Annotated in this window: 18 protein-coding genes; 13 read left to right on the top strand and 5 right to left on the bottom strand. The window is 69.1% G+C overall.

Going from position 1 to position 21,291, the window contains the following annotated elements; translation table 11 throughout:
* Positions 1-222: 222 nt before the first annotated feature.
* Both ABD225_RS07275 and ABD225_RS07270 read left to right on the top strand, forming a co-directional pair.
* On the top strand, positions 223-2,337 hold the full coding sequence (locus ABD225_RS07275) for a DNA gyrase/topoisomerase IV subunit B (RefSeq protein ID WP_344082985.1): 2,115 nt from the start codon (positions 223-225) through the stop codon (positions 2,335-2,337).
* A 174-nt stretch (positions 2,338-2,511) separates the two neighbouring features.
* Positions 2,512-3,984 (top strand): APC family permease, encoded by a 1,473-nt coding sequence (locus tag ABD225_RS07270; RefSeq protein ID WP_344082983.1) that lies wholly within the window; start codon positions 2,512-2,514, stop codon positions 3,982-3,984.
* A 76-nt stretch (positions 3,985-4,060) separates the two neighbouring features.
* Here ABD225_RS07270 and ABD225_RS07265 read toward each other — a convergent pair whose 3' ends face one another.
* The 3 genes from ABD225_RS07265 to ABD225_RS07255 form a co-directional block, all read right to left on the bottom strand.
* Positions 4,061-5,074, bottom strand: coding sequence for a LacI family DNA-binding transcriptional regulator (locus ABD225_RS07265; RefSeq protein ID WP_344082981.1), 1,014 nt, complete (start codon positions 5,072-5,074; stop codon positions 4,061-4,063).
* Positions 5,071-7,608 carry a DNA gyrase/topoisomerase IV subunit A gene (locus tag ABD225_RS07260; RefSeq protein WP_344082979.1) on the bottom strand — a complete coding sequence of 846 codons (2,538 nt, stop codon included), beginning with the start codon at positions 7,606-7,608 and terminating at the stop codon, positions 5,071-5,073. The genes ABD225_RS07265 and ABD225_RS07260 overlap by 4 nt, the downstream gene beginning before the upstream one ends.
* Positions 7,609-7,737: 129 nt before the next feature.
* Entirely contained in the window at positions 7,738-8,364 is a 627-nt protein-coding gene (locus ABD225_RS07255; protein ID WP_344082977.1) for a nitroreductase family protein, read from the bottom strand.
* Positions 8,365-8,428: 64 nt separating this feature from the next.
* On the opposite strand from ABD225_RS07255, the gene ABD225_RS07250 reads away from it, so the two are divergent.
* The 4 genes from ABD225_RS07250 to ABD225_RS07235 all read left to right on the top strand — a co-directional run bounded on the left by ABD225_RS07250 (position 8,429) and on the right by ABD225_RS07235 (position 13,822).
* The gene (locus ABD225_RS07250) at positions 8,429-11,125 is read left to right on the top strand and encodes a bifunctional acetate--CoA ligase family protein/GNAT family N-acetyltransferase (protein WP_344082975.1); all 2,697 of its coding nucleotides are present in this window, start codon (positions 8,429-8,431) and stop codon (positions 11,123-11,125) included.
* 260 nt (positions 11,126-11,385) lie between these two features.
* Positions 11,386-11,982, top strand: coding sequence for a DUF5998 family protein (locus ABD225_RS07245; protein WP_344082973.1), 597 nt, complete (start codon positions 11,386-11,388; stop codon positions 11,980-11,982).
* Positions 11,979-13,136 carry an alkaline phosphatase family protein gene (locus tag ABD225_RS07240; protein ID WP_344082971.1) on the top strand — a complete coding sequence of 386 codons (1,158 nt, stop codon included), beginning with the start codon at positions 11,979-11,981 and terminating at the stop codon, positions 13,134-13,136. Before ABD225_RS07245 ends, ABD225_RS07240 begins: the two co-directional genes overlap by 4 nt.
* Positions 13,137-13,147: 11 nt before the next feature.
* The gene (locus ABD225_RS07235) at positions 13,148-13,822 is read left to right on the top strand and encodes a thymidine kinase (protein WP_344082969.1); all 675 of its coding nucleotides are present in this window, start codon (positions 13,148-13,150) and stop codon (positions 13,820-13,822) included.
* Between the two features lie 142 nt (positions 13,823-13,964).
* Here ABD225_RS07235 and sepH read toward each other — a convergent pair whose 3' ends face one another.
* The gene (sepH, locus tag ABD225_RS07230; RefSeq protein ID WP_344082967.1) at positions 13,965-15,629 is read right to left on the bottom strand and encodes a septation protein SepH; all 1,665 of its coding nucleotides are present in this window, start codon (positions 15,627-15,629) and stop codon (positions 13,965-13,967) included.
* 149 nt (positions 15,630-15,778) lie between these two features.
* Between sepH and ABD225_RS07225 the strand changes: the two genes are divergently transcribed.
* The 7 genes from ABD225_RS07225 to ABD225_RS07195 all read left to right on the top strand — a co-directional run bounded on the left by ABD225_RS07225 (position 15,779) and on the right by ABD225_RS07195 (position 20,589).
* Positions 15,779-16,879: a ferrochelatase gene (locus tag ABD225_RS07225; protein ID WP_344082966.1), complete on the top strand. Its 1,101-nt coding sequence runs from the start codon at positions 15,779-15,781 to the stop codon at positions 16,877-16,879.
* Positions 16,869-17,726 (top strand): inositol monophosphatase family protein, encoded by an 858-nt coding sequence (locus ABD225_RS07220; RefSeq protein WP_344082964.1) that lies wholly within the window; start codon positions 16,869-16,871, stop codon positions 17,724-17,726. The genes ABD225_RS07225 and ABD225_RS07220 overlap by 11 nt, the downstream gene beginning before the upstream one ends.
* Positions 17,727-17,909: 183 nt before the next feature.
* The gene (locus ABD225_RS07215) at positions 17,910-18,209 is read left to right on the top strand and encodes a DUF4193 domain-containing protein (RefSeq protein WP_344082962.1); all 300 of its coding nucleotides are present in this window, start codon (positions 17,910-17,912) and stop codon (positions 18,207-18,209) included.
* Positions 18,193-18,726: a dUTP diphosphatase gene (dut, locus tag ABD225_RS07210; RefSeq protein WP_344082960.1), complete on the top strand. Its 534-nt coding sequence runs from the start codon at positions 18,193-18,195 to the stop codon at positions 18,724-18,726. The genes ABD225_RS07215 and dut overlap by 17 nt, the downstream gene beginning before the upstream one ends.
* On the top strand, positions 18,723-19,508 hold the full coding sequence (locus tag ABD225_RS07205) for a DUF3710 domain-containing protein (protein WP_344082958.1): 786 nt from the start codon (positions 18,723-18,725) through the stop codon (positions 19,506-19,508). The genes dut and ABD225_RS07205 overlap by 4 nt, the downstream gene beginning before the upstream one ends.
* A gap of 3 nt (positions 19,509-19,511) precedes the next feature.
* A complete protein-coding gene (locus tag ABD225_RS07200; protein WP_425564358.1) occupies positions 19,512-19,895 on the top strand; it encodes an OB-fold nucleic acid binding domain-containing protein in 384 nt (127 codons plus the stop codon).
* Between the two features lie 7 nt (positions 19,896-19,902).
* The gene (locus ABD225_RS07195; RefSeq protein WP_344082956.1) at positions 19,903-20,589 is read left to right on the top strand and encodes a DUF3159 domain-containing protein; all 687 of its coding nucleotides are present in this window, start codon (positions 19,903-19,905) and stop codon (positions 20,587-20,589) included.
* 4 nt (positions 20,590-20,593) lie between these two features.
* On the opposite strand, the gene ABD225_RS07190 is transcribed toward ABD225_RS07195, so the two are convergent.
* Positions 20,594-21,280 (bottom strand): potassium channel family protein, encoded by a 687-nt coding sequence (locus ABD225_RS07190; RefSeq protein ID WP_344082954.1) that lies wholly within the window; start codon positions 21,278-21,280, stop codon positions 20,594-20,596.
* Positions 21,281-21,291 lie beyond the last annotated feature (11 nt).

Below are 21,291 nucleotides of genomic sequence, written 5' to 3'. Positions count from 1 at the left end.
CAGTGCCGCGTTCACGGTTACCTTCCTTTCAGCCCGCGAGGGCCGGTGGTGCAGATCGAGTGACGCCGGTGAACCGGCGTCGATCGGTGCAACAGTCAAACACGAGGAATCGTTCCCGAACCAGCCGGTATCGCGGTGCGGCGCGTCGCAATCCGGTAAAGGCGGGCTGTCAGTGCCCCGGGTTACGGTGAAGACCGATCACGACAAGGAAGGACCCGACCAGTGCCGGGCGCCGCACGCAACACCAGCTATTCCGCTCATCACTTGCAGGTCCTCGAGGGCCTGGAGGCGGTTCGCAAGCGCCCGGGCATGTACATCGGGTCCACCGACGGCCGCGGCCTGATGCATTGCCTGTGGGAGATCATCGACAATTCCGTCGACGAAGCGCTCGCCGGTGTCTGCGACACGATCACGGTCACGCTGCACGCCGATGGCTCCGTCGAGGTCGGCGACAACGGCCGCGGCGTGCCCGTCGACATCGAGCCTCGGACTGGCCTGACCGGTGTCGAGGTCGTCTACACCAAGTTGCACGCCGGCGGGAAGTTCGGGGGCGGCTCCTACACCGCATCCGGCGGCCTCCATGGCGTCGGCGCCTCCGTCGTCAATGCCCTCTCGGCCCGCATGGATGTCGCCGTCGACCGCGGCGGCCAAACCCACGCGATGAGCTTCCGCCGTGGCGAACCGGGGGTCTTCGCCGACCAGGACAGCCCCGACCCGGACTCCCCGTTCCGGCCGTTTGACGAGACCCCCACCCTGCGCATCACCGGCAAGGTCGCGCGCGCCCGCACCGGAACTCGCGTGCGCTACTGGGCCGACCGGCAGATCTTCATCAAGGACGCCCAGTTCGACGACGAGGCCCTGCGGGCCCGCGCCCGGCAGACCTCCTTCCTTGTTCCCGGTCTGAAGATCGTCATCCGGGACGAACGCGGCCTGCCCGGCACACGCGGCGCCGATGGCCTGCACGAAGAGGTCTTCCACCACGAGGGTGGCATCAGCGAATTCGCCGACTTCCTCGCCACCGACCCGCCGGTCACGGACATCTGGCGTCTGCAGGGCAGTGGCACCTTCGTCGAGACCGTGCCGGTACTGGACGCCAAGGGCCATATGACGCCCACCGACGTCGAGCGTGAATGCGGCGTCGACATCGCGCTGCGCTGGGGCACCGGCTTCGACACCCTCATCGCATCCTTCGTCAACATCATCGCCACCCCCAAGGGCGGCACCCACATCACCGGTTTCGACCAGGCGATGCTCAAGGTTTTCCGCAAGCAATTGGAGGTCAACTCTCGGCGTCTGAAGGTCGGCACCGACAAGGTCGACAAGGACGACATCCTGGCCGGCCTCACGGCGGTCATCACCGTGCGCCTTGCCGAGCCGCAGTTCGAGGGCCAGACCAAGGAGGTGCTCGGCACCCCGGCCGTGCGCGCCATCGTCGCCAAGGTCGTCGAGCAGGAACTGACGCAGCGCTTCGAGAACCCCAAGAAGGGCGAGAAGCAGCAGGGCGCGTTGCTCCTGGAAAAGGTTGTCGCCGAGATGAAGTCGCGCATCTCCGCGCGGCTGCACAAGGAAACGCAGCGGGCCAAGAACGCCCTGGAATCCTCGACGCTCCCGGCCAAGCTCGCCGACTGCCGCAGCAATGACATCACCAAGACCGAACTCTTCATCGTCGAGGGCGATAGCGCGCTCGGGACGGCCAAGCTCGCGCGCTCCAGCGAGTTCCAGGCCCTGCTTCCGATCCGCGGCAAGATCCTCAATGTCCAGAAGGCGTCGGTCGCGGACACCCTCAAGAACGCCGAGTGCGCGGCCATCTTGCAGGTCATCGGGGCGGGCTCGGGGCGCACCTTCGATGTCGAGCAGGTCCGCTACGGCAAGGTCATCATCATGACCGACGCCGATGTCGACGGCGCCCACATCCGAACCCTGCTCATCACGCTCTTCTTCCGCTATATGCGCCCCCTCGTCGAGGCCGGCCGGTTGTATGCCGCCGTCCCCCCGCTGCATCGGATCGAAGTGGTCAACCCCGGCAGCAAGCCCAACGAGTTGATCTACACCTATTCCGAGGCGCAGATGCGCTCGACCGTCGCCGCCTTGACCAAGCGCAATCGGACAATCAAGCAACCCCTGCAGCGCTATAAGGGCCTCGGTGAAATGGACGCGGTCCAACTGGCGTCCACGACGATGGATCCGGCGCACCGCACCCTGCGGCGGGTCACCGCCGAGGACGCCCAGAACGCCATGCAGACCTTCGAGTTGCTCATGGGCAATGAGGTCGCGCCCCGCCGCGACTTCATCGTCACCGGTGCGGCCCGCCTAGACCGCGAGCGCATCGACGCCTGAGAGTCGCGGCGAACCCAGCTGCACGGTGTGGCAGGTGGGGCGCACGGGGCGCAAAGAGACCAAAGTGGTAACTATCTGGTGCGGTACATCACATCAGGTGAGCCTTAGCTGACATTCTGGCTCCCAACCGGACGGCGTCGTCCGGAGCTGATTCGTGTCGAAGGGAGCACCGTGATGAGCCAGACCGTGGAGTCCACGAGCGCCGCAGGGCATACCGAACTCAAGCGGGTCATGGGACCCAGGTTGTTGCTGCTGTTCATCGTTGGGGACATTCTCGGCACCGGCGTATATGCCCTGACCGGCTCGGTCGCGGGCGAGGTGGGTGGCGCAGCGTGGGCGCCCTTCCTCGTGGCCTTTGTCGTGGCGACCATCACTGCCTTCTCCTACCTGGAACTGGTGACGAAGTACCCCCAAGCCGCTGGCGCGGCGCTGTATACGCACAAAGCCTTCGGTATCCACTTCGTGACCTTCCTCGTCGCCTTCACTGTCATGTGCTCAGGTATCACCTCGGCGTCGACGGCCTCCAACGCCTTCGCCGGCTTCCTGCGCGATGCCTTCGGCAAGAATGACGATTGGGCGGCTGGTTCGACGCCTTTGCTGCTGATCGCCTTGGGCTTCATGGCGCTGGTCGCCGCGATCAACTTCCGTGGCGTCGGCGAGAGCGTCAAGGCCAATGTCGTGCTCACGCTCGTCGAGCTGTCCGGTCTGCTGCTGGTCATCTTTATCGGCTTGTATGCCGTCACGCAGGACAAGGCCGACTTCTCGCGCACGATGATTTTCGACAGCCCCAGTGACAAGTCCACCTTCTTCGCCATCACCGCTGCGACGTCACTCGCGTTCTTCGCGATGGTGGGCTTCGAGGACTCGGTCAATATGGCCGAGGAGTGCAAGGACCCGATCCGCGACTTCCCGCGCATGATGCTCACCGGCCTTGGCATCACCGGCACGATCTACGTCCTGGTATCCCTGACCGCGGTGGCCCTCGTGCCCGTCGAGAAGCTCTCGGACCCGGGCGAAGGGTCGGCCCTGACCCAGGTGGTTGCGGCGGGCGCGCCTAACTTCCCCTTCGACAAGATCTTCCCCTTCATCGGCATGTTTGCCGTCGCCAATTCGGCGCTGATCAACATGCTCATGGCGTCCCGCTTGCTCTATGGCATGGCCAAGCAAGAGGTCCTGCCGCCCTTCCTCGGCAAGGTCCATCACGGCCGTCAGACGCCGTGGGCGGCGATCATTTTCACCACCGCCATCGCTTTCGGGCTGATCACCTATGTCGTGCGGGCCAATGGCAGCAAGGAGGGCGCGAGCACGGTCAGCCTGCTCGGTGGCACAACAGCCTTGCTGCTGCTCTGTGTCTTCACGATGGTGAATATCGCGCTGCTGTTCCTGCGCAAGGACAAGGTCGGGCATAAACACTTTGTCGCCCCGTCGATCCTGCCCATCATCGGCGCGATCACCTGCGCCTTCCTCGCGGGCCCGTGGGCGCGCAGCGAAGCCCAGCAGGAGCAGTACAAGATCGCCGGCTACCTCCTCGCCCTGGGCATCATCCTGTGGGCAGTGACCTGGGCGGTCAATCGCGGTGTCTACGGCAAGCGCACCTTCCTGCGCGACCCCGAGGATCTCGACATCGACATGGACACGACCAACTAGACAACAACAGCATCAGCCGGGGCGGTCATCAGCATGCTGACCGCCCCGGCCGCTGTGATCTCGGCGTGCGCTGGGATCAGGATGATGGCGGGGCGCTCGTGTCACGCACGATCAACTCGGTGCCCAACTCGATGCGGGTCGCCGGCGGGTGGTCGGCGCCCTGCTCGATTGCGGAGAGCAACAGGCTGGTCGCGGCCCGGCCTTGAGCCGGCACATCCTGGCGCACCGTGGTCAGACCGAGTGCCGCGGCAAAGGTGTGGTCATCGATGCCGACCAGGGAGAGATCCTCGGGTATGCGCAGTCCCAGCCGCCGGGCGGCGCCCACCACCCCGATCGCCATCTCGTCGGAAGCGGCCAGCACCGCCGTGGGTCGGTCCGGGCCGCGCAGGATCGGCTCGACCATGGCGGCCGCAGCATCGGCGGTCCAGTCGGTGTCGAGCACCCAGTCCTCCCGCACCGGAAGACCAGCCTCGATCAGTGCCTCGCGGAAAGCGTCACCGCGCGCCGCGGGCGTGCTCATGTGGGCGATCGACTCCACGGCGGTGCCGACGAAGGCGATCCGTCGGTGGCCCAGCGCCAACAGATGCTCCACCCCGGCGCGGGCGGCCCGCCGGTCATCGATCATCACGGTCGGTGTCTCACCGATCGGCGCCCCCACGCACACCATCGGCAACGCAAGCCGCCGCATCAAATCCTCCTCCTGCGAGCTCAGCGGAACATTGAGCCAGACGATCCCATCGACACGCTTGGCGAACATCTCCGGCGCCAGCCGTGAGTGCCCCTCGGTCGGCTGGTCCTCGAGCACCATGAGCAGCGCGTGATAGTCGTCTTCTCGCAGCGACTGCTCGATCGCTGTGAGGATGGAGGCGAAAAACCACCGGCTCATCATCGGGGCGACGACGGCGATGACTCGCGTGCGACCCGAGGCGAGCGAGGTGGCGGTGGGGGATGCGACATACTCCAGCTCCGATGCCGCCTGGAGGACCCGCTCGCGGGTGCGCGGATCCACCTTGGCGCTGTGGTGCAAGGTGCGCGACACGGTCGCGACCGACACCCCGGCGCGTTTGGCGACATCGGCGATGGTGGTCATGACGTTCCGGGATCCTCCTCGGCGCGGCTCCCGTCGGCATCGGGATCACCGCCAGTGTCGGCCGACCCGCGCTCGCCCGCAAGGGCGCCGGTGCGCACCGGACTCGCCACGGCCGCGATGATCGCCGTGGCCGGCAGGCCCGAACCATCGCGCTTCCCCGTCGCCTCCGGCAACTCGATGGCTGCGCCATTGGCCGCGCTGGCCCGGGCCGGGGTGTTGCCCGCCCACGCAAGTATGAGCAGGTCCTCACCCTTGAGGAAGCGATGCGCCCGGACACCCCCGGTGCCGCGGCCCTTGGCGGGGTACTCCGCATAGGGCGTGACCTTGAGGGTTCCGGCCTGGGTGCCGGGCAGGGCATCGGCCGCCCCCGAGGAGGTGACGACGACGGCTTCCCCGACCGGATCAAGAACCCCGAAGAAGATGACGCTGTCCTTCGCGGCCAACCGGATGCCCGCCATACCCCCTGCGGCGCGACCCTGCGGGCGCACGGCGGAGGCGGGGAAACGCAGCAATTGCGCGTCCGCGGTGATGAAGACCAGATCGTCGCCCTCGGAGCCCACCGGCCCCGCCCCGACGACTCGGTCGCCGGGCTTGAGCGAGATGACCTCCCACTCGCTGCGGCCGAGCGGATAGTCCGGGGTCACGCGCTTGACGACGCCCTGGGCGGTGCCGAGCGCGAGCGTGGGGGAGTCGGGGGTGACCCCGGCGAGGGTGAGGATGCGCTCGCCGCGGGCCAGATCGACATACATCTTGGCCGGGGTGCCACCAGCCAGGCTCGGGGCGCCGCTCGTCGGGACGAGGGTGGGCAGGTCGAGGGCGGAGACGCGCACCATCCGGCCGGCTGAGGTGACGATGCCGAACTGGCCGCGGGCGCTCGTGCGGACCGCGCCGACGATCGCGTCATGCTTGCTGCGCCCACCCTCCGCGGGAACCGGATCGGCGCTCGCGGTGCGCGCCAGGAGCCCGGACGCCGACAGCAGCACCCAACACGGGTCGTCCGCAACCTCCAGTGGGGCGGCCGTCGCGGGCGTGCCCGCCGACTCCAAGAGCACGGTGCGCCGGGGGGTGCCATGGGACTTCGCGACCTCGGCGAGCTCGGCCGAGACCAGCTTGCGCAGCGGCGCATCGTCCTCGCCGAGCAGCTTTTCCAACTCCTCGATCTGCGCGCGCAGCTCGTCGCGCTCGCCCTCCAATTCGATCCGGGAAAACTTGGTCAGGCGCCGCAACTGCAGTTCGAGGATGTAATCGGCCTGCTTCTCGCTGAGATCGAAGACCTGCATCAATCGCTGGCGCGCCATCGCCGTGTCGTCGGAGGAGCGAATCAGGGCGATGACTTCGTCGATATCGACGATGGCGATCAGCAGGCCCTCGACGAGATGCAGCCGGTCGCGGCGCTTGCCGAGGCGGTATTCGGTGCGCCGCCGCACCACGGAGATGCGGAAGTCGACGAAGACCTCGAGCAGTTCCTTGAGCCCGAGCGTGCGCGGTTGGCCGCCGACGAGCGCAACATTATTGATGCCGAACGAATCCTCGAGTGGCGTCAGCTTGTAGAGCTGCTCGAGCACCGCCTCGGGGTTGAAGCCATTCTTGATCTCGATGACCAGCCGCAGGCCGTTCTTGAGGTCGGTGAGGTCTTTGAGGTCGCTGATGCCGCTGAGGCGCTTGGCCTGGACGAGTTCCTTGATCTTGGCCGTGACCTTTTCCGGCCCGACGAGATAAGGCAGTTCGGTGACGACGATGCCCATCTTGCGGGGAGTCAGCTTCTCGATCTTGGCCGTGGCGCGGGTGCGGAAGGTGCCGCGGCCGGTCAGATAGGCCTCGCGGATCCCGTCGAGCCCGACGATCCGCCCGCCCTCGGGCAGATCCGGACCGGGGACAAAACGCATCAGGTCATCGAGGCTGCAGGACGGGTGCGCGATGAGGTGACGGGCCGCCGAGATGACCTCGATGAGGTTGTGCGGGGGCATGGAGGTCGCCATGCCCACGGCGATGCCCGTCGTGCCATTGACCAGCAGGTTGGGGTATGCCGCGGGCAGCACCTCCGGCTGCATCAGCTGGTCGTCGTAGTTGGGGACCTCATCGACGGTTTCCTCATCGAGTCCGGTCACCATGAGCAAGGCGGCAGGCGCGAGGCGCGCCTCGGTATAGCGGGAGGCGGCCGGCCCGGCGTCGAGGGAGCCGAAGTTCCCGTGCCCGTCGACCAGGGGCAGGCGCATCGAGAAGGGCTGCGCCATCCGGACCAGGGCGTCATAAATCGCCTGGTCGCCGTGCGGGTGGTACTTGCCCATGACCTCGCCGACGACCCGGCTGGACTTCACATGCCCGCGGTCGGGCCGCAGCCCGAGCTCGTGCATCGAAAACAGGATGCGGCGCTGGACCGGCTTCAGGCCGTCGCGAGCGTCCGGCAGGGCGCGCGAGTGAATGACGGAGACGGAATACTCCAGGAAGGCATTGCGCATCTCCTCACTGACATCGATGTCGACGATGCGGCCGTCGTTGCCCGGGTCCTGGGGGCTGCCGTCATCGGTGGCCATGTGGGTCCTTCGCCTCTCGTGCTCCGCGGATGCCCCGTATGCCGCCCGCGACGCCCTGCTCGGGCGCCGACCGGGCAGGCTCGCGACGGGGCCGGTCTGCCTGGCATTCTCGCCGACCGGCCGCCAGGGTCAGGCGCGGGGCGCGCCGAAAGCACCCCAATGAGTGAACTGCTCGACGGTGCGCCGCGGCCGGGTGCGGGCCGAGCCGCCGACGCGCTGTTCCTCGTGCCCGAGGGCAATCACGCCGACCAGCGCCAGGCCGTCGGGGACGCCGAGCGCCTTGCTCACGGCCCCGTGTTGGGACCCCGGGACGCCGAAGAAGAGCGCATCAAGGCCGGCCTCGCGGGCGCCCAGGAGGAGCAGCATGACGCCCATCGCGGTGTCCGTCAGCCAATAGGGGACCGGCCAGTCCTGATCGGACGGGTCGGCGCCCGGCCGGGCCTTGTCCGGCTCGGCGTAGCGGGCGCGATAGGCCGGCTCGTCCGCATACGCCAGGACCAGGACGGGGGCGGCGCGGACCCCGGCCAGCCAGTCATCGCCGGTGGCCGCAGCGGCTGGGGGCGTTGCTGCCGCCCAGAAAAGCTCCCGTTCGTGCGGGGCGCGGAGCACGACATACTCCCAGCCCTGGGAGAAGCCGGCGCTCGGCGCGCGGCCGGCCAGGTCAAGCAGGTCGAGCACGATGTCGTCCGGCACGACGGTGTCGGGGCGGAAGCGGCGCGTCATCCGGCGGCCGCGGACCAGGCGGGCGAGATCCACGGCCTGAGTCTGCCAAGCCGGGGCGGTGCTGGGCCGGACGGGGCGGGTCTGGAATATTGGAGGCATGGACGAGGTCGAGGCGCTCCCGCCGGGCTATCCCACCGAATGGGAAGCCGATGTCGTGCTCCGAGACGGCTCGGTCGGGCACGTCCGAGCGATCCTGCCCTCCGATCAGGAGGCCCTGCAGCGCTTCCATTCCCGGCAGTCCGACGAGTCGATCTACCTGCGCTTCTTCGCCCCCTTGCGCGAGTTGTCTTCCCGTGACCTGCATCGATTCACCAATGTCGACTATCGCGACCGGGTTGCCTTGGTCGTCACCCACCGCGGCGAGGTCATCGGCATCGGGCGGTATGACCGCATCGACGCCCACTCGGCCGAGGTCGCGTTCAATATCAGCGACGACTTCCAGGGCCGCGGCATCGGCTCGGTGCTGCTGGAGCATCTGGCCGATATCGCGCGCGATATGGGGCTGACCAGTTTTGAGGCGGAGGTGCTCCCGCAGAACCAGAAGATGCTGCGGGTCTTCGCCGATGCGGGATATGTCGTGGCTCGCCGCGTCGAGGACGGCATCGTCCAGGTGCACTTCGACATTGAGCCGACCGAGAAGTCGGAATCGGTGCGGCTCGCGCGCGAGCACCGCGCGGAATCGGTCAGCATCTCCGCGTTGGTCGCGCCGAAGGTCATCGCGGTCGTCGGCGCCGGGCGCACTCCCGGCTCGGTGGGCCGAGAAGTGTTGCGGCACCTGCGCGATGGCGGTTTCACCGGGCAGTTGTATGCCGTGAACCCGGCCGTCCAAGACGTCCTCGGCATCCCCAGTCATCCCACGGTCAGTGCGATCCCCGCGCAGGTCGATGTCGCCGTCCTGGCGATGCGGCCGGAGTACGCGCTCGATGTCGTCGAGGATTGCGCCGCCGCCGGGGTGCACGGCCTGGTGATCCTCTCGGCGGGCTTCGCGGAGTCGGGCAAGGACGGTCAGAAGCTCGAGAAGCGCATGCTGCGCCTGGCTCGAGATAGCGGTATGCGGATCGTCGGACCGACCTCCTTCGGCCTGATCAATACCGCCGACGATGTCCGGATGAATGCCTCCCTGGCGCCGCGCATGGTGCCGGCGGGGCATCTCGGACTGTTCGCGCAGAGCGGCCCGCTCGGGGTCGCGGTCCTCGACTCCGCGACCCGTCGCTCCCTCGGAATCTCGACCTTTGCGTCCGCGGGCAACCGGCTCGACGTCTCGGGCAATGACCTCATGCAGTACTGGCTCGACGACGAGCGCACCCGCGCGGTCGGGCTCTATCTGGAATCGATGGGCAATCCGCGCAAGTTCTCGCGGATCGCGCGCCGCCTGGCGATGTCCAAACCGGTCATCGTCATCAAGGCGGGAGCCTCGAAATATGGTGTGCCGCCAGGACATCGGGTCCGTCAGGCGCAAGTCGACCCGGTGGCCTTCACCGCGATGCTCGCCCAGGCCGGTGTCGTGCACGTCGACGATATCCACCAGATGTTCGATGTCGCGCAGGTGCTCATTCACCAGCCCGAGCCGGCGGGTCGGCGGGTCGCGATTGTCGGCAACTCGGTGCAGTTGTCGGCGCTGACGGCGCAGGTCGCCGAGAGTCACGGCCTGATCATCACGCACGGTCCGACGAGCGTGGATGCCGAGGCGCCGCTCGATCGCTTCGCCAAGAAGCTGCGAAAAGCCTTCTCCGACAAGGATGCCGACTCCGTGATCATTTGCTTCACGCCGCCGCTTCGGCGTTCGGAGGCCGAGGCGATCGCCATGATCCACGAGTTGGCGGACGGCTCGGACAAGACCGTCGTCGCGACGATGATCGGCGCCCGCGGTGTCGCGGCCCGGCCGCTTGGTGAGCACCGGCTCTCCGAGGTCTCCGATGGAGACCAGATCCCCGAACCCACGCGCGATTTGCCGCTCTATATGACGCCCGAGGACGCCGTCCGGGCGCTGGCGGCGGCGACGCGCTATGCGGAATGGCGACGAAAGGACAAGGGAGAACCCTTGTCCCGCAGCGGTATTGACCGGGCGGGGGCGCACTCGGTCATCGACGCCGAGCTCGCGGAACATCCCGGCGGAGAGCACCTCAGCCACGAAGACGCCCAACGCCCGCTTGCCACCTATGGCATCGATCTCTGGTCGCGGGTCATCGTCCGCACGGCCGACGAAGCGGTCGCCGCGGCGGATCGCCTCGGCTATCCCGTCGTCGTGAAGTCCCTCTCGCCGATCGTGCGCGGACAGTCGACGCTGCAAGGCGTGCGCGTCGATCTCGGGAATGCGACGGCAGTGCGCGAGGCCTACGACTCCTTGGTGGACCGGCTCGCGGCATACGACCTCGCGGAATTCGCCGTTCAGCGGATGGCGCACTCGGGCGTTTCGACCGTCGTCACGGGCACCGAGGATCCGCTCTTCGGCCCGGTCGTGACCTTCGCGGTCGCGGGGCCGTCACGGGATTTGCTGCGCGATATCGGCTATGCCATCCCGCCGCTCAATGATGTCGATGTCCAAGAACTCATCGACTCGATCAAGGCGGCGCCGCTGCTGCAGGGCTACAAGGGCGCGCCCCCGGTGCACCGCGCTGCCCTCGCCGATGTCATCGCCCGCGTCTCGATGATGTGCGACGACCTGCCCGAGATCGCCTCGATCATCCTCAATCCGGTCGTCGCCCACCCAGGTGGCGTGGACGTGCTCGGCGCCGAGATCGAACTCGCCCCACCCGCCAAACGCAAAGACATCCGCCGCCGCGCCCTGACCTAGAACCATCTGCGAAAGTCGCGGACGGGGTCCCCGCGAAGTATCGGAGCTGGGTCCCACGCTCTGCGTGGGCGGGACGAGCGTGGGTCCCACGCACTGCGTGGGCGAACTTCGTTGGGTGTTCCGGATGCCGGAAGCATGCGCTTCACCCGACTTTCTAGGCGGGGTGAAGCGCAAGGTTCCCGGGTGAAGCTGCGTCGGGGCCGGGCTAGGCATGATCGCAGCTGGCAGGGCGACCAGGTAGGTCGGGCAGAATGGCGGTCATGGCTTCACGTTCCAACGCCCCCATGCGCCCCGCCATCCCGGAGGCGCTTCGTGCGGCGATCGAGCGGGCGGGCTATTACCCGGCGCTCGTGGGCGATGTCGTGTCCGAGGCGCTCCACGATGCCCCGGTCATCTCGCACCTGGTCTCGCAGGAGACCACCTTCGACCACGACACGATCCGCCGGCATGTGACCGTCCTGGTGCTCACCGAATCCCGGCTGATCATCGTGCACGCCGACGACCACACCGATGACCCGCACGGGCACGAGGACGTCGCCACGGCCACGAGCGAAACCATCCCGCTGACCTTCGTGCGCGGCATCATGCTCACCCACGTCGTGCCCGACCCGCGCAATTACGTCGCCGGCTCCCTCGGCCGCGAAGTCACCCTCACATTGGGTTGGGGGACCGTCAGCCGGATCGACCTGATGCCCGCCTCGTGCGGAGACCCGTCGTGCGATGCCGAGCACGGCTTCGAAGGCACGGTCGCCTCCGACGACCTCGTCCTGCGGATCTCCGCCGAAGCCGATGGCAGCCGTTCGCTGGCTCAAGCCAAGGAGTTTGCCGCCGCCTTGTCGGCGCGCATCGGCCGATGACCGGCGCCCGCCCGCCCGGGCTGCACCCGCCGAGCTACGAGCACGCCAGCCTCCCCAATGTGCTGCCCGCAGTCGCCGAGTCCCTGGGTATGCCGCTGGGCCCGGCCCGCGCGGGCGACCTGACCCTGCCCCCGGCCCGCAGCGCCGTCGTCGTCCTTCTCGACGGTCTCGGCCTCGAACTGCTGCGTCGACGGGCCGGCCACGCGCCATATCTGCGATCCCTCCTGCGGGACTCTCCCGAACTGGTATGCGGATTCCCCGCCACCACGGCGACCTCGCTCGCCTCGCTGGGCACGGGGCTGCCCCCCGGCATACACGGGCTCCTCGGCTATCAATCGGTGCGTCCCGGTGACGGGCGGATCTTCGATCACCTGTCGTGGGAGGACGGGCCGGATCCCGTTGCCTGGCAACCGGAATCGACGATTTTCGAGCAGCTGGCACAGCGCGGAATGGAGGTCGTGCGCATCGGGCTGCCGCGCTTCGACGGGTCCGGGCTGACGGTGGCCGCGCAACGCGGCGGCCGCTTTGTCGGGGCGTCGTCGCTGTCGGCGGGAGTCCAGGCGGCCATTCGGGCGGTCACGCCGATGCGGCAGGGAATCGTCTATCTCTACTGGGGAGATATCGACTCGACCGGGCATGTGAAGGGGCTCGCCTCTCCGGAATGGGTGGCGCGGCTCGAGGAGGCCGACGCGGCGCTGCGCCGGCTCGCGGAGCAGCTGCCACGGCATACCTCCTTGACCATCACCGCCGACCACGGGATGGTCGATGTGCCCTTCACCGACCGGCTAGACCTAGCGACGGACCCCGAATTGGCTGCCGGCGTCCGGGCCATCACCAACGAGCCGCGCGCCCCGCACGTCTACTGCCTACCCGGCGCAGCCGACGCCGTCGAGCAGACCTGGCGGGCCCGGCTGGCCGACTCGGCGCTGGTCCTGACCCGCGAGCAGGCGATCGACGAGGGCTGGTTCGGACCCGTCGCGCCGCGCAATGTCGAGCGGATCGGCGATGTCGTCGTGGCGATGGGGCAGCTTGGCGCGATCGAGGATTCGCGGACCTCCAAGCCGATCCTGCTGCGCCTGCTCGCGATGCACGGATCGGTCACGCGCGACGAGATCGCCGTGCCGCTGCTGCATCAGCCCGCCGCGGCGATCTAAGGTATGCCGTCGTGGCTGAACTCGTCTTCTTCTCCGGAACCATGGACTGTGGGAAGTCGACGCTCGCCCTGCAGATGGATCACAACCACCGAGCCCGTGGCCGCGCCGGGCTGATCTTCACCCGTCTGGACCGGGCCGGCACCGCCGTCTTGTCCTCCCGCCTCGGCCTGGCGACCGATGCCGTCGAAGTCGACGAAGGCCTCGACCTGTGGGATGTCGTCGTCACGGCACTGACCGGGGGCCGGCGGGTCGACTTCGTGATTTGTGATGAGGCGCAGTTCTATGCGCCCGCGCAGATCGAGCAACTCGCCCGGGTGGTCGACGAACTCGACATCGACGTCTTCGCCTTCGGCATCACGGCCGACTTCCGGACCCAGCTCTTCCCCGGCTCGCAGCGGCTGATCGAACTGGCCGACCGGGTGCAGGTCTTGCAGGTCGAGGCCCTCTGCTGGTGCGGACGCCGCGCGACCCACAACGCCCGAATCGTCGATGGCGCGATGGTGGTCGAGGGCGAGCAAGTGGTCGTCGGCGATACCGAGGGTGGGGCGCCCGGCCTGGTGGAGTATGAAGTCCTCTGCCGACGGCACTACATGCGCCGTATGAACTCCAAGGCGGCCCACGCTGCGGCCTTGTCCGCCGATGTGCTCCCGCTCGAACTCGACGCCTGCGCCCTTCCGCAGCTCTGACCCGCCTGGCCGTTGTGGTGCAGTGCGGCGATCTAACTCCTACGTTTGGTCGTAAGCCCTCCTTTTCGTCGTGACTCCCCCATCCGGCGGTAGGAGTCACGACGAAACGCACGAGTTATGACCGAATGGGGGAGCTAGGCTCTCAGTCCTTTTCGGTGGCGCCGCGCGGCGGCCCGAACATCACGTCATTCCAACTCGGCACGCCGACCCGGCCCTTGCGCTTGCTCGCGGCCGGTCCGGATTTCGGGGCGTCCGGCGTGGGGGCGTCGGCCGCGACCTCGAGGTTCGCCGCGGGCGATTCTTCCGGGGCCTGCGCCTGGCTCGGCTCCGCCTCGCTGGTTGCGCTTTCGGCCTCGGCCTCGGTCCGTGCTGGCGGTATGCCGTCGTCCTCCTCCTCGTCCGCCAGCGGCTCGTCGGGCAACCGATCGTTCGGATGGATGCCTCGCGCAGGCGGCGGGATCTCGTCGCTGTCCGGGAAGTCGACGCCCTCCTCGGGGACAACCCCCGCGGCTTCGGCCGCCGCACGGCGCGACGCGCGGGTCTCCAAGACCGGCTCTGAAGGGGCCGCCGCTAGGTCCGGACCATCTGCGCGCGGAGGCGTCGCCGACGCGGTGGCGTCGAGCTCGTCGGCGTCGGAATCGAAGTCCTCGAAGGGCAATTCGTCGGCGCCCACGAGTCGTGGCTCGGCCTCCGCCGCGACGGGCCTGTCGCTTTCACTCACGTCCGCACCGCCCGTCACGTCGGCAGGCGTTGTCTCGGCTTCGGCTACCTCGGCCGGTGCCGGCTCGCCCGGCGATGCCTCGGACGTGTCCGCCTCGGATGACGCCACACCTGTCGTCGCCGCCTCGGGCACCGCAGTATCGACCGTCTCCGCCGCGTTAACCGCCTCGACCGCCTCCGCACCCTCGGCGGACGCGGCCGGGACAGGCGCCGCCTCGACCGTGACTGCCTCGGTCGGCACCGCCTGAACGGGCTCCGCCTCGGACGACGCAGCCATCGCCTTCACCGGCACCGCCTTCACCGGCGCCACCTTGGCGCGCGCCGAGCGGCTTCGGCGCCGGCCACCGCGCTCGCCGGCGTGGCTGTGTTCGCGGATCGCGGTCATCAGGGCATCCGTCGGGTCTCCTCGTGGTGCGGGCGGCGCGGGCACGATCAGGAGCTGGTCGTCCTCACCCACGACCCCACCCGTCTTCTCGACATCGAAGACCTGCTCGCCACCGAACCGGTGCGGTTGCACCCGGGCCCCGTGGTCGTCGTCCTCCGAAAGCCAGCGCGCCTCATCGTCCATCGCGTTGACGTGCTCGGTGGCGGTGTCGAAGCGCCATACGGCCCGGCGTTCGCGGCCCCCCGCGACGAACTCGATGTGCACGTGCCAGACCCCCGCGTCATCGCGCGCCGCATCCCAATCCACCTCGTCCGGGTCGACGCCGCGCCCCGCGAGCCGTCGCTCGACGCGCGTCGACAGCCGCTCGGCCTCCCCGTCCTCGGACCGCAGCCGCACGGCCGCCGCCCGGCCGGCCACATGCCCACGCTCGGCCAGCACCGGCGCGGCGAAGACCGTCACCTTGGAGATCGGCCACCCAGCGCGCTCCGCCACCTCCTCGACCGACAGCCCGGAACGCACCAGAGCCTGCACCTCACGCGCACTGGAGGGCGCCGGCATACCCGCGCCCACCCCAGAGCGGCGGCCGCGGGACGCGACGCGCAGGTCGTCGTTCAGGGCCACCTTGAAGCGGGTGCCGTCGGCTGCGGACAGCAACAGATGCCGGCCGTCCTCGTGGACGCCGACGAGCCGCAACTCCTGCATACTTCGTGCCTCTTGCGCGGGCCTCGCGCCGCCACGGCGCAAGACGCTGGGTGCGTGGTCTCGCAGATCGAGTCGAGAGTAGTCGGGCCAAGCCCGCAGACCCGGCAACCGTGCCGGGCGGCGCCGCGACCGACGGGTAGGTTGGGCACGTGCTGCAGCCCTTCACGAGTGTCGTCCTGCTCTCCTTCGGCGGCCCGGAGGCGCCCGAGGAGGTCATGCCCTTCCTGCGTCGCGTGACCGCCGGCCGCGGGGTGCCCGACGAACGCCTCGCCGAGGTCGCCGAGCACTACCACCATTTCGGTGGCGTCAGCCCGATCAACGCCCAGAACCGGGCCCTCGTCGACGCGCTGGCCCACGAGTTCGCCGCCCGCGGCTGCCCAATCCTCGTCCGGCTGGCCAATCGCAATAGCGAGCCCTATGTCGCCGATGTCCTCGCCGACCTCGCCCCCGGCCCTGTCCTCGTGCTCCTGACCAGCCCCTTCCAGTCCTACTCCTCCTGCCGCCAGTACCGCGAGGACCTCGGCCTCGCCGCCACCGCCCTCGAGGCCGCCGGAACCCCGGTCACCCTCGCCAAGGTCCCGCCGTATGCGGACCTGCCGGCTTTCCGCGCGGCCGTCACCCGGTTGGTTCTCACCGCGGTCGACGCGGCGCTCGCGGACCACCCCCAGCCTGACGCGGCCCGGCTCGCGCTGGTCAGCGTGGCGCACTCCATACCCACCGTCGCGGACGCCGCCGCCGGCCCGGCGAGCGCCGGCGGCCATGCCTACTCCCGGGCCCTGAACGCCCTGGCCAGCGAGCTCGCCGAGGCGACTGCACGGCATACCGGCCGGGATGTCGCCCCCGACCTGGCCTGGTGCTCCCGCTCCGGCCCACCGCAGGTCCCGTGGCTCGAGCCCGACATCCTGGACCGCCTCGATGAGCTCGCCGCGGCCGGGGTGGACACCGTGGTGCTCGCCCCGATCGGCTTCGTCTCCGACCACATGGAGGTCGCCTATGACCTCGACACCGAGGCCGCCGACCGCGCCCGCGAGCTCGGGATCCGCCTGGTGCGGGCGGCCACCGTCGGCATCGATCCGGAGTATGTCGCGGGGCTGGTCGACCTCGCCCTGGCCCGCGCCGCGAGCGCTCGCGGCGAGGACGCGCCGCTGCTCGCCGGCCTGCCGCCCGCCGAATGCCCGCCGGATTGCTGCCGCAGCCAGCGCCCGGCCCGGCCCGCCGCCTGCGCGACGGAAGCTGGCCATGTCGCCTGACATCACGCCCGCGCTGCTCGGGGAACTCGAGGCCCTCGCCCTGCACGCCGCCACTGAGGCGGCCCTGCTGATTCGCGATCGCTCGGCGGCGACGGTCTCGGCGACGAAATCCAGCCGCACCGATGTCGTCACCGAGATGGACCGCCGCAGCCAAGAGCTCATCGCGGATCTGGTGCGTCGCGCCCGTCCGCAGGACGGCTTCTACGGCGAGGAGCAGGGTGAGGGCGAGGGGACCAGCGGCATCACCTGGGTCGTGGACCCGATCGATGGGACGGTCAATTACGTCTACGACATCCCCGCCTTCGCCGTCTCCATCGCGGCCGTCGAGGGCGACCCACGCACGCCCGGGGCGTGGCGCCCCCTCGCCGGCGCCGTCGTCAATCCCGTGTCCGGCGAACGCTTTTGGGCCCGCCGCGGTGGCGGCAGCCACCGGCAACGCGGCCGGGGTGCCGCGACCCGCCTGCGCGCGTCGGTCCAGGTCGACCTCGCCCTCTCGCTCGTCGGCACCGGCTTCGGGTATGCCGCCCCCACCCGCGCCGCCCAGGCGCGCCTGCTCGTCGACGTGATCCCGAACGTGCGGGACATCCGACGGTTCGGCAGCGCCGCGCTGGACCTGTGCCATGTCGCCGACGGGACGCTGGACGCGTTCTATGAAAGCGGGTTCAACCCCTGGGATCTGGCCGCCGGCTGGTTGCTGGTTACCGAGGCCGGGGGAGAGGTGAGCAATCTCTCCGGCGGGGCGCCGGATGTCGCCTGGACGATCGCCGGCGGGGCCGCTTTCGGGCCCCTGCGAGACCTCCTCCGCCGCGTCGACCACGACCACGAAGCCGCCTCCGCAGACGTGTGACGTCCGCCCGGTGAGCGCTCCCGGGAATTATTGCGTGACATTCCCACGTTAGTGCGGCACAATGCGCCGTCGCGGGATCAAATCGACGATGGCCACAGAGCGGAGATCCGGTCGTTGCCCCACCTGGGAACAGGGGTCAACGACAGGGGCTTCCGAGCACGGACGAAACGGAAGTGAAAGCGCATGGCAACCGACTACGACGCACCACGCAAGACCGATGACGAACTCAATGAAGACTCGATTGAGGAACTGAAGTCCCGACGCGTCGACAAGACCACCTCCAGTGTCGATGTCGACGAAACCGAGCAGGCGGAGGGCTTCGAACTGCCCGGCGCCGACCTCTCGGGTGAGGAACTGTCCGTGCGGGTCATCCCGCGCCAGGCGGACGAATTCACCTGCTCGCGCTGCTTCCTCGTCCACCACCGCAGCCAACTCGCCTCCGACAAGGGCGGGGTCATGGTCTGCAATGAGTGCGCGGCCTGACGCGAGCGCGCGGCACGACGGCTCGGACAGCACCCGGCCCCGGGTGCTCGTCCGGTGCCTGCATGAGGCGGCGACGCTGCCGGCATACGCCCTGCCCGGCGACGCCGGCGCCGACCTCACCACGATCGAGGAGGTCACCCTGGCCCCCGGCCAGCGTGCGCTGGTGCGCACCGGGATCGCCCTCGCCATCCCGGACGGCTGGGTCGGCCTGGTTCACCCGCGCTCCGGGCTCGCGACGAAATATGGCGTGACCCTCGTCAACACCCCCGGAACCATCGACGCGGGCTACCGCGGTGAGATCCTTCTCAACCTCCTCAACACCGACCAGAGCACCCCCGTGACGCTGCGCGCGGGCGACCGGGTCGCCCAACTGCTCCTCCAGCAGGTGGGGTATGCCGTGTTCGAGCCCACCGATTCGCTTCCGGAGTCCTCGCGGGGCGAAACTGGACACGGATCGACCGGCGGCTTCACCGCCCCGGCCCAACCCGACCCGATTTCGCCGAAGGACCCGATGTGAGCATCTTCCGCCGCCGCGCCGCAGAGCCCGACGTCCCGGAGACCGACCCGACCGACACGACCGCCGAGCCGGAGGCCACCGCCGCCGACCAGGAGTTGGACGTCGACGGCGACGCGCCGGTCGACCGCACGGCCGGTCCCTTCGATGCCTCCGAAGTCGACGGCCCGGGTGAGCGCATCGACCTTGGCTCGGTGTGGATCGGCTCGATCGGCGGAGCCGAGCTGCGCCTCGAAGTCGACCAGGCATCCGAGACCGTCTCCGCTATTCAGCTGATCATCGGCCCCTCGGCCGCGCAGATTCAGGCCTTTGCCGCCCCCCGCTCCGGTGGGGTGTGGCGCGAGATTCGCCAGGAGCTGAGCAAGGCGATCGAGACCGGCGGCGGCACCGTCGAGGAGGTCGACGGACCGCTGGGCAAGCAGCTGAATGTCCGTATGCCGCAACAAGGTCCAGATGGCCGCACGGTCTTCGCCCCGGCCCGCTTCGTCGGCGTGGACGGGCCGCGCTGGTTCCTGCGCGCCGTCCTCTCCGGTCAGGCCGCCGTTGACGACGAGGCCGCAGAGCAGTTGATCGCCGGGGTGCGGCAGTTCGTCGTGCACCGCGGCCAGTCGCCGATGGCGCCGCGCGAGATGCTGCCCCTGACCCTGCCACCCGCCGCGCCGGTCGTCGAAGAGCAGGCCGAGCCGGAGCCCGGGGACAGCGACGCTGACGGCACCGACGAGCGCTACACGCGCCCAGACCTCAACCCCTTCGAGCGCGGCCCCGAGATCACCGAGGTGCGCTGAGCAATGCCCGGCGTGCTGCGGCGCCTGACCGATCGCCTCACCCGCTCAGAAAGCCAGCGCGACGCCGACGAATTGCTCGAGCAGGTCCGATCCAGCGGGGCCCGCTCCATCGGTGAACTCGCCGACCGCGAGATTGCCACCGTGACCGGTGCGGTGCGCGCCGTCACCCTGCGCCCGCGCAGCAGCGTCCCTGCCCTCGTCGTGGAGATCTTCGACGGCAGCCAGACGCTCGTGCTGGTCTGGCTCGGTCGTCGGCAGATCCGCGGCATCGAGCCGGGCGCGTACCTTCGCGCTACCGGCCGGGTCTGCCTGCGCGAGGGTGTCCCGACGATCTTCAATCCGTCATACGAACTGCGGCCCCGGCCCGGGATCACCGCGCAGCCGTGAGGACCCGATGAGCGAATCCGAATCCGTCGACCGGACCCGGGTGGCCGCCGAAGCACATGCCGCCACCGTCGAGGAGGTCATCCGGCAGCGCCTGTCGGCCGCTGTCGGGGGCTGGCGCGGCTCGGTCGAGACCGCCATCCCCACGATCGCCTTCGTCATTGCGTGGACGGTCACGCAGGACCTGCGGACCAGCATCTTGGCCTCGGCCGTCATGGTGGTCGTGCTCGGGCTGATCCGGGTGGTCCAGCGCCAGACCCTGCAGTATGTCGTCTCGGCCGCCTTCGCGACCGCCATCGCTGCCTTCTTCGCCGCCCGCAGCGGGCGGGCCGAGGATGCCTTCCTGCCCGGGATCATCACCAATGCGGTGTATGCCGCGGGCTCCCTGCTCTCGGTCCTCGCCAAGTGGCCGATGGTCGGCTTCCTCGTCGGCGCAGGCGACCCGCGTGCCAAGGAGGACCCGCTGCGCTGGCGTCGCGACCCGAGCCTGGTGGCGGTCTGCGGGCGCCTGACGCTCGTCATGACGGCGATGTTCGCGGCGCGCGTGGCGATCATGTACCCGCTCTATCTGGCCGGAAATGTCGCCGCGCTCGGCACCGCCAAGGTGCTGCTCGGCTGGCCCCTATGGGTCGGGGCGCTGGCCGTCATGGGGGCGATGCTGATGCGGGGGAGCACCCCGCATACCAACCCCTCGTGAGGACTTAGAGCTCGCGCGGGCGCTTGATGCGCTGGCCGGGGCTGAGCATGCTTTCCAGGTCGTCCTCGGAGTCCGGAGTGGTCAGGAAGAGCAGTTCATCGTGGGCTTCGAGCGAGTCATCGCTGCTCGGAGCGATCGGGATCTGATCGCGGATGACGCCGACGAGCACGGTGTCTGCGGGGAATTCCACATCGCCGACGCGGCTGCCGACATAGGGCGAATCCGCCGGGAGGGTCATTTCGACCATCGTGGCATTGCCTTTGCGGAACTCGAAGATGCGCACCAGATCGCCGACCGTCACGGCCTCCTCGACGAGCGCCGTCATCAGGCGCGGGGTCGAGACGGCCACATCGACCCCCCAGGCCTCGTCGAACATCCACTCGTTCTTCGGGTTGTTCACGCGCGCCACGGTGCGCGGCACGCCGAATTCGGTCTTGGCCAGCAACGAGACGACGAGATTGACCTTGTCGTCGCCCGTCGCGGCGACGACGACATCGCAATCGGCGAGGCCGGCTTCGTTGAGGGCGTCGATCTCGCAGGCATCGGCGACCAGCCAGTTGGCGTCCGGGACGCGGCGGATCGCGTGCTCGTCGGCGGCCTTGTCGATCAGGAGGACCGTGTGGGTGTTGTAGAGCAATTCTTTGGCGATGGAGCGGCCAACAGATCCGGCTCCGGCGATGACAACGCGCATGTCAGGGGCCT

It is taken from the genome of Nostocoides veronense (assembly GCF_039531185.1).
Lineage (GTDB): Bacteria > Actinomycetota > Actinomycetes > Actinomycetales > Dermatophilaceae > Nostocoides_A > Nostocoides_A veronense.
The sequence above is the reverse complement of the archived record's forward strand: the minus strand, read 5'-3'. Positions and strand labels throughout refer to the sequence as shown.

Coding starts and splice junctions, on each gene's coding strand:
- sepH (WP_344082967.1), bottom strand. CDS start 15,629: ATGCAGGAGTTGCGGCTCGTCGGCGTCCACGAGGACGGCCGGCATCTG.
- ABD225_RS07245 (WP_344082973.1), top strand. CDS start 11,386: ATGGCTTCACGTTCCAACGCCCCCATGCGCCCCGCCATCCCGGAGGCG.
- ABD225_RS07265 (WP_344082981.1), bottom strand. CDS start 5,074: ATGACCACCATCGCCGATGTCGCCAAACGCGCCGGGGTGTCGGTCGCG.
- ABD225_RS07270 (WP_344082983.1), top strand. CDS start 2,512: ATGAGCCAGACCGTGGAGTCCACGAGCGCCGCAGGGCATACCGAACTC.
- dut (WP_344082960.1), top strand. CDS start 18,193: ATGAGTGCGCGGCCTGACGCGAGCGCGCGGCACGACGGCTCGGACAGC.
- ABD225_RS07190 (WP_344082954.1), bottom strand. CDS start 21,280: ATGCGCGTTGTCATCGCCGGAGCCGGATCTGTTGGCCGCTCCATCGCC.
- ABD225_RS07240 (WP_344082971.1), top strand. CDS start 11,979: ATGACCGGCGCCCGCCCGCCCGGGCTGCACCCGCCGAGCTACGAGCAC.
- ABD225_RS07220 (WP_344082964.1), top strand. CDS start 16,869: ATGTCGCCTGACATCACGCCCGCGCTGCTCGGGGAACTCGAGGCCCTC.
- ABD225_RS07200 (WP_425564358.1), top strand. CDS start 19,512: ATGCCCGGCGTGCTGCGGCGCCTGACCGATCGCCTCACCCGCTCAGAA.
- ABD225_RS07195 (WP_344082956.1), top strand. CDS start 19,903: ATGAGCGAATCCGAATCCGTCGACCGGACCCGGGTGGCCGCCGAAGCA.
- ABD225_RS07260 (WP_344082979.1), bottom strand. CDS start 7,608: ATGGCCACCGATGACGGCAGCCCCCAGGACCCGGGCAACGACGGCCGC.
- ABD225_RS07250 (WP_344082975.1), top strand. CDS start 8,429: ATGGACGAGGTCGAGGCGCTCCCGCCGGGCTATCCCACCGAATGGGAA.
- ABD225_RS07215 (WP_344082962.1), top strand. CDS start 17,910: ATGGCAACCGACTACGACGCACCACGCAAGACCGATGACGAACTCAAT.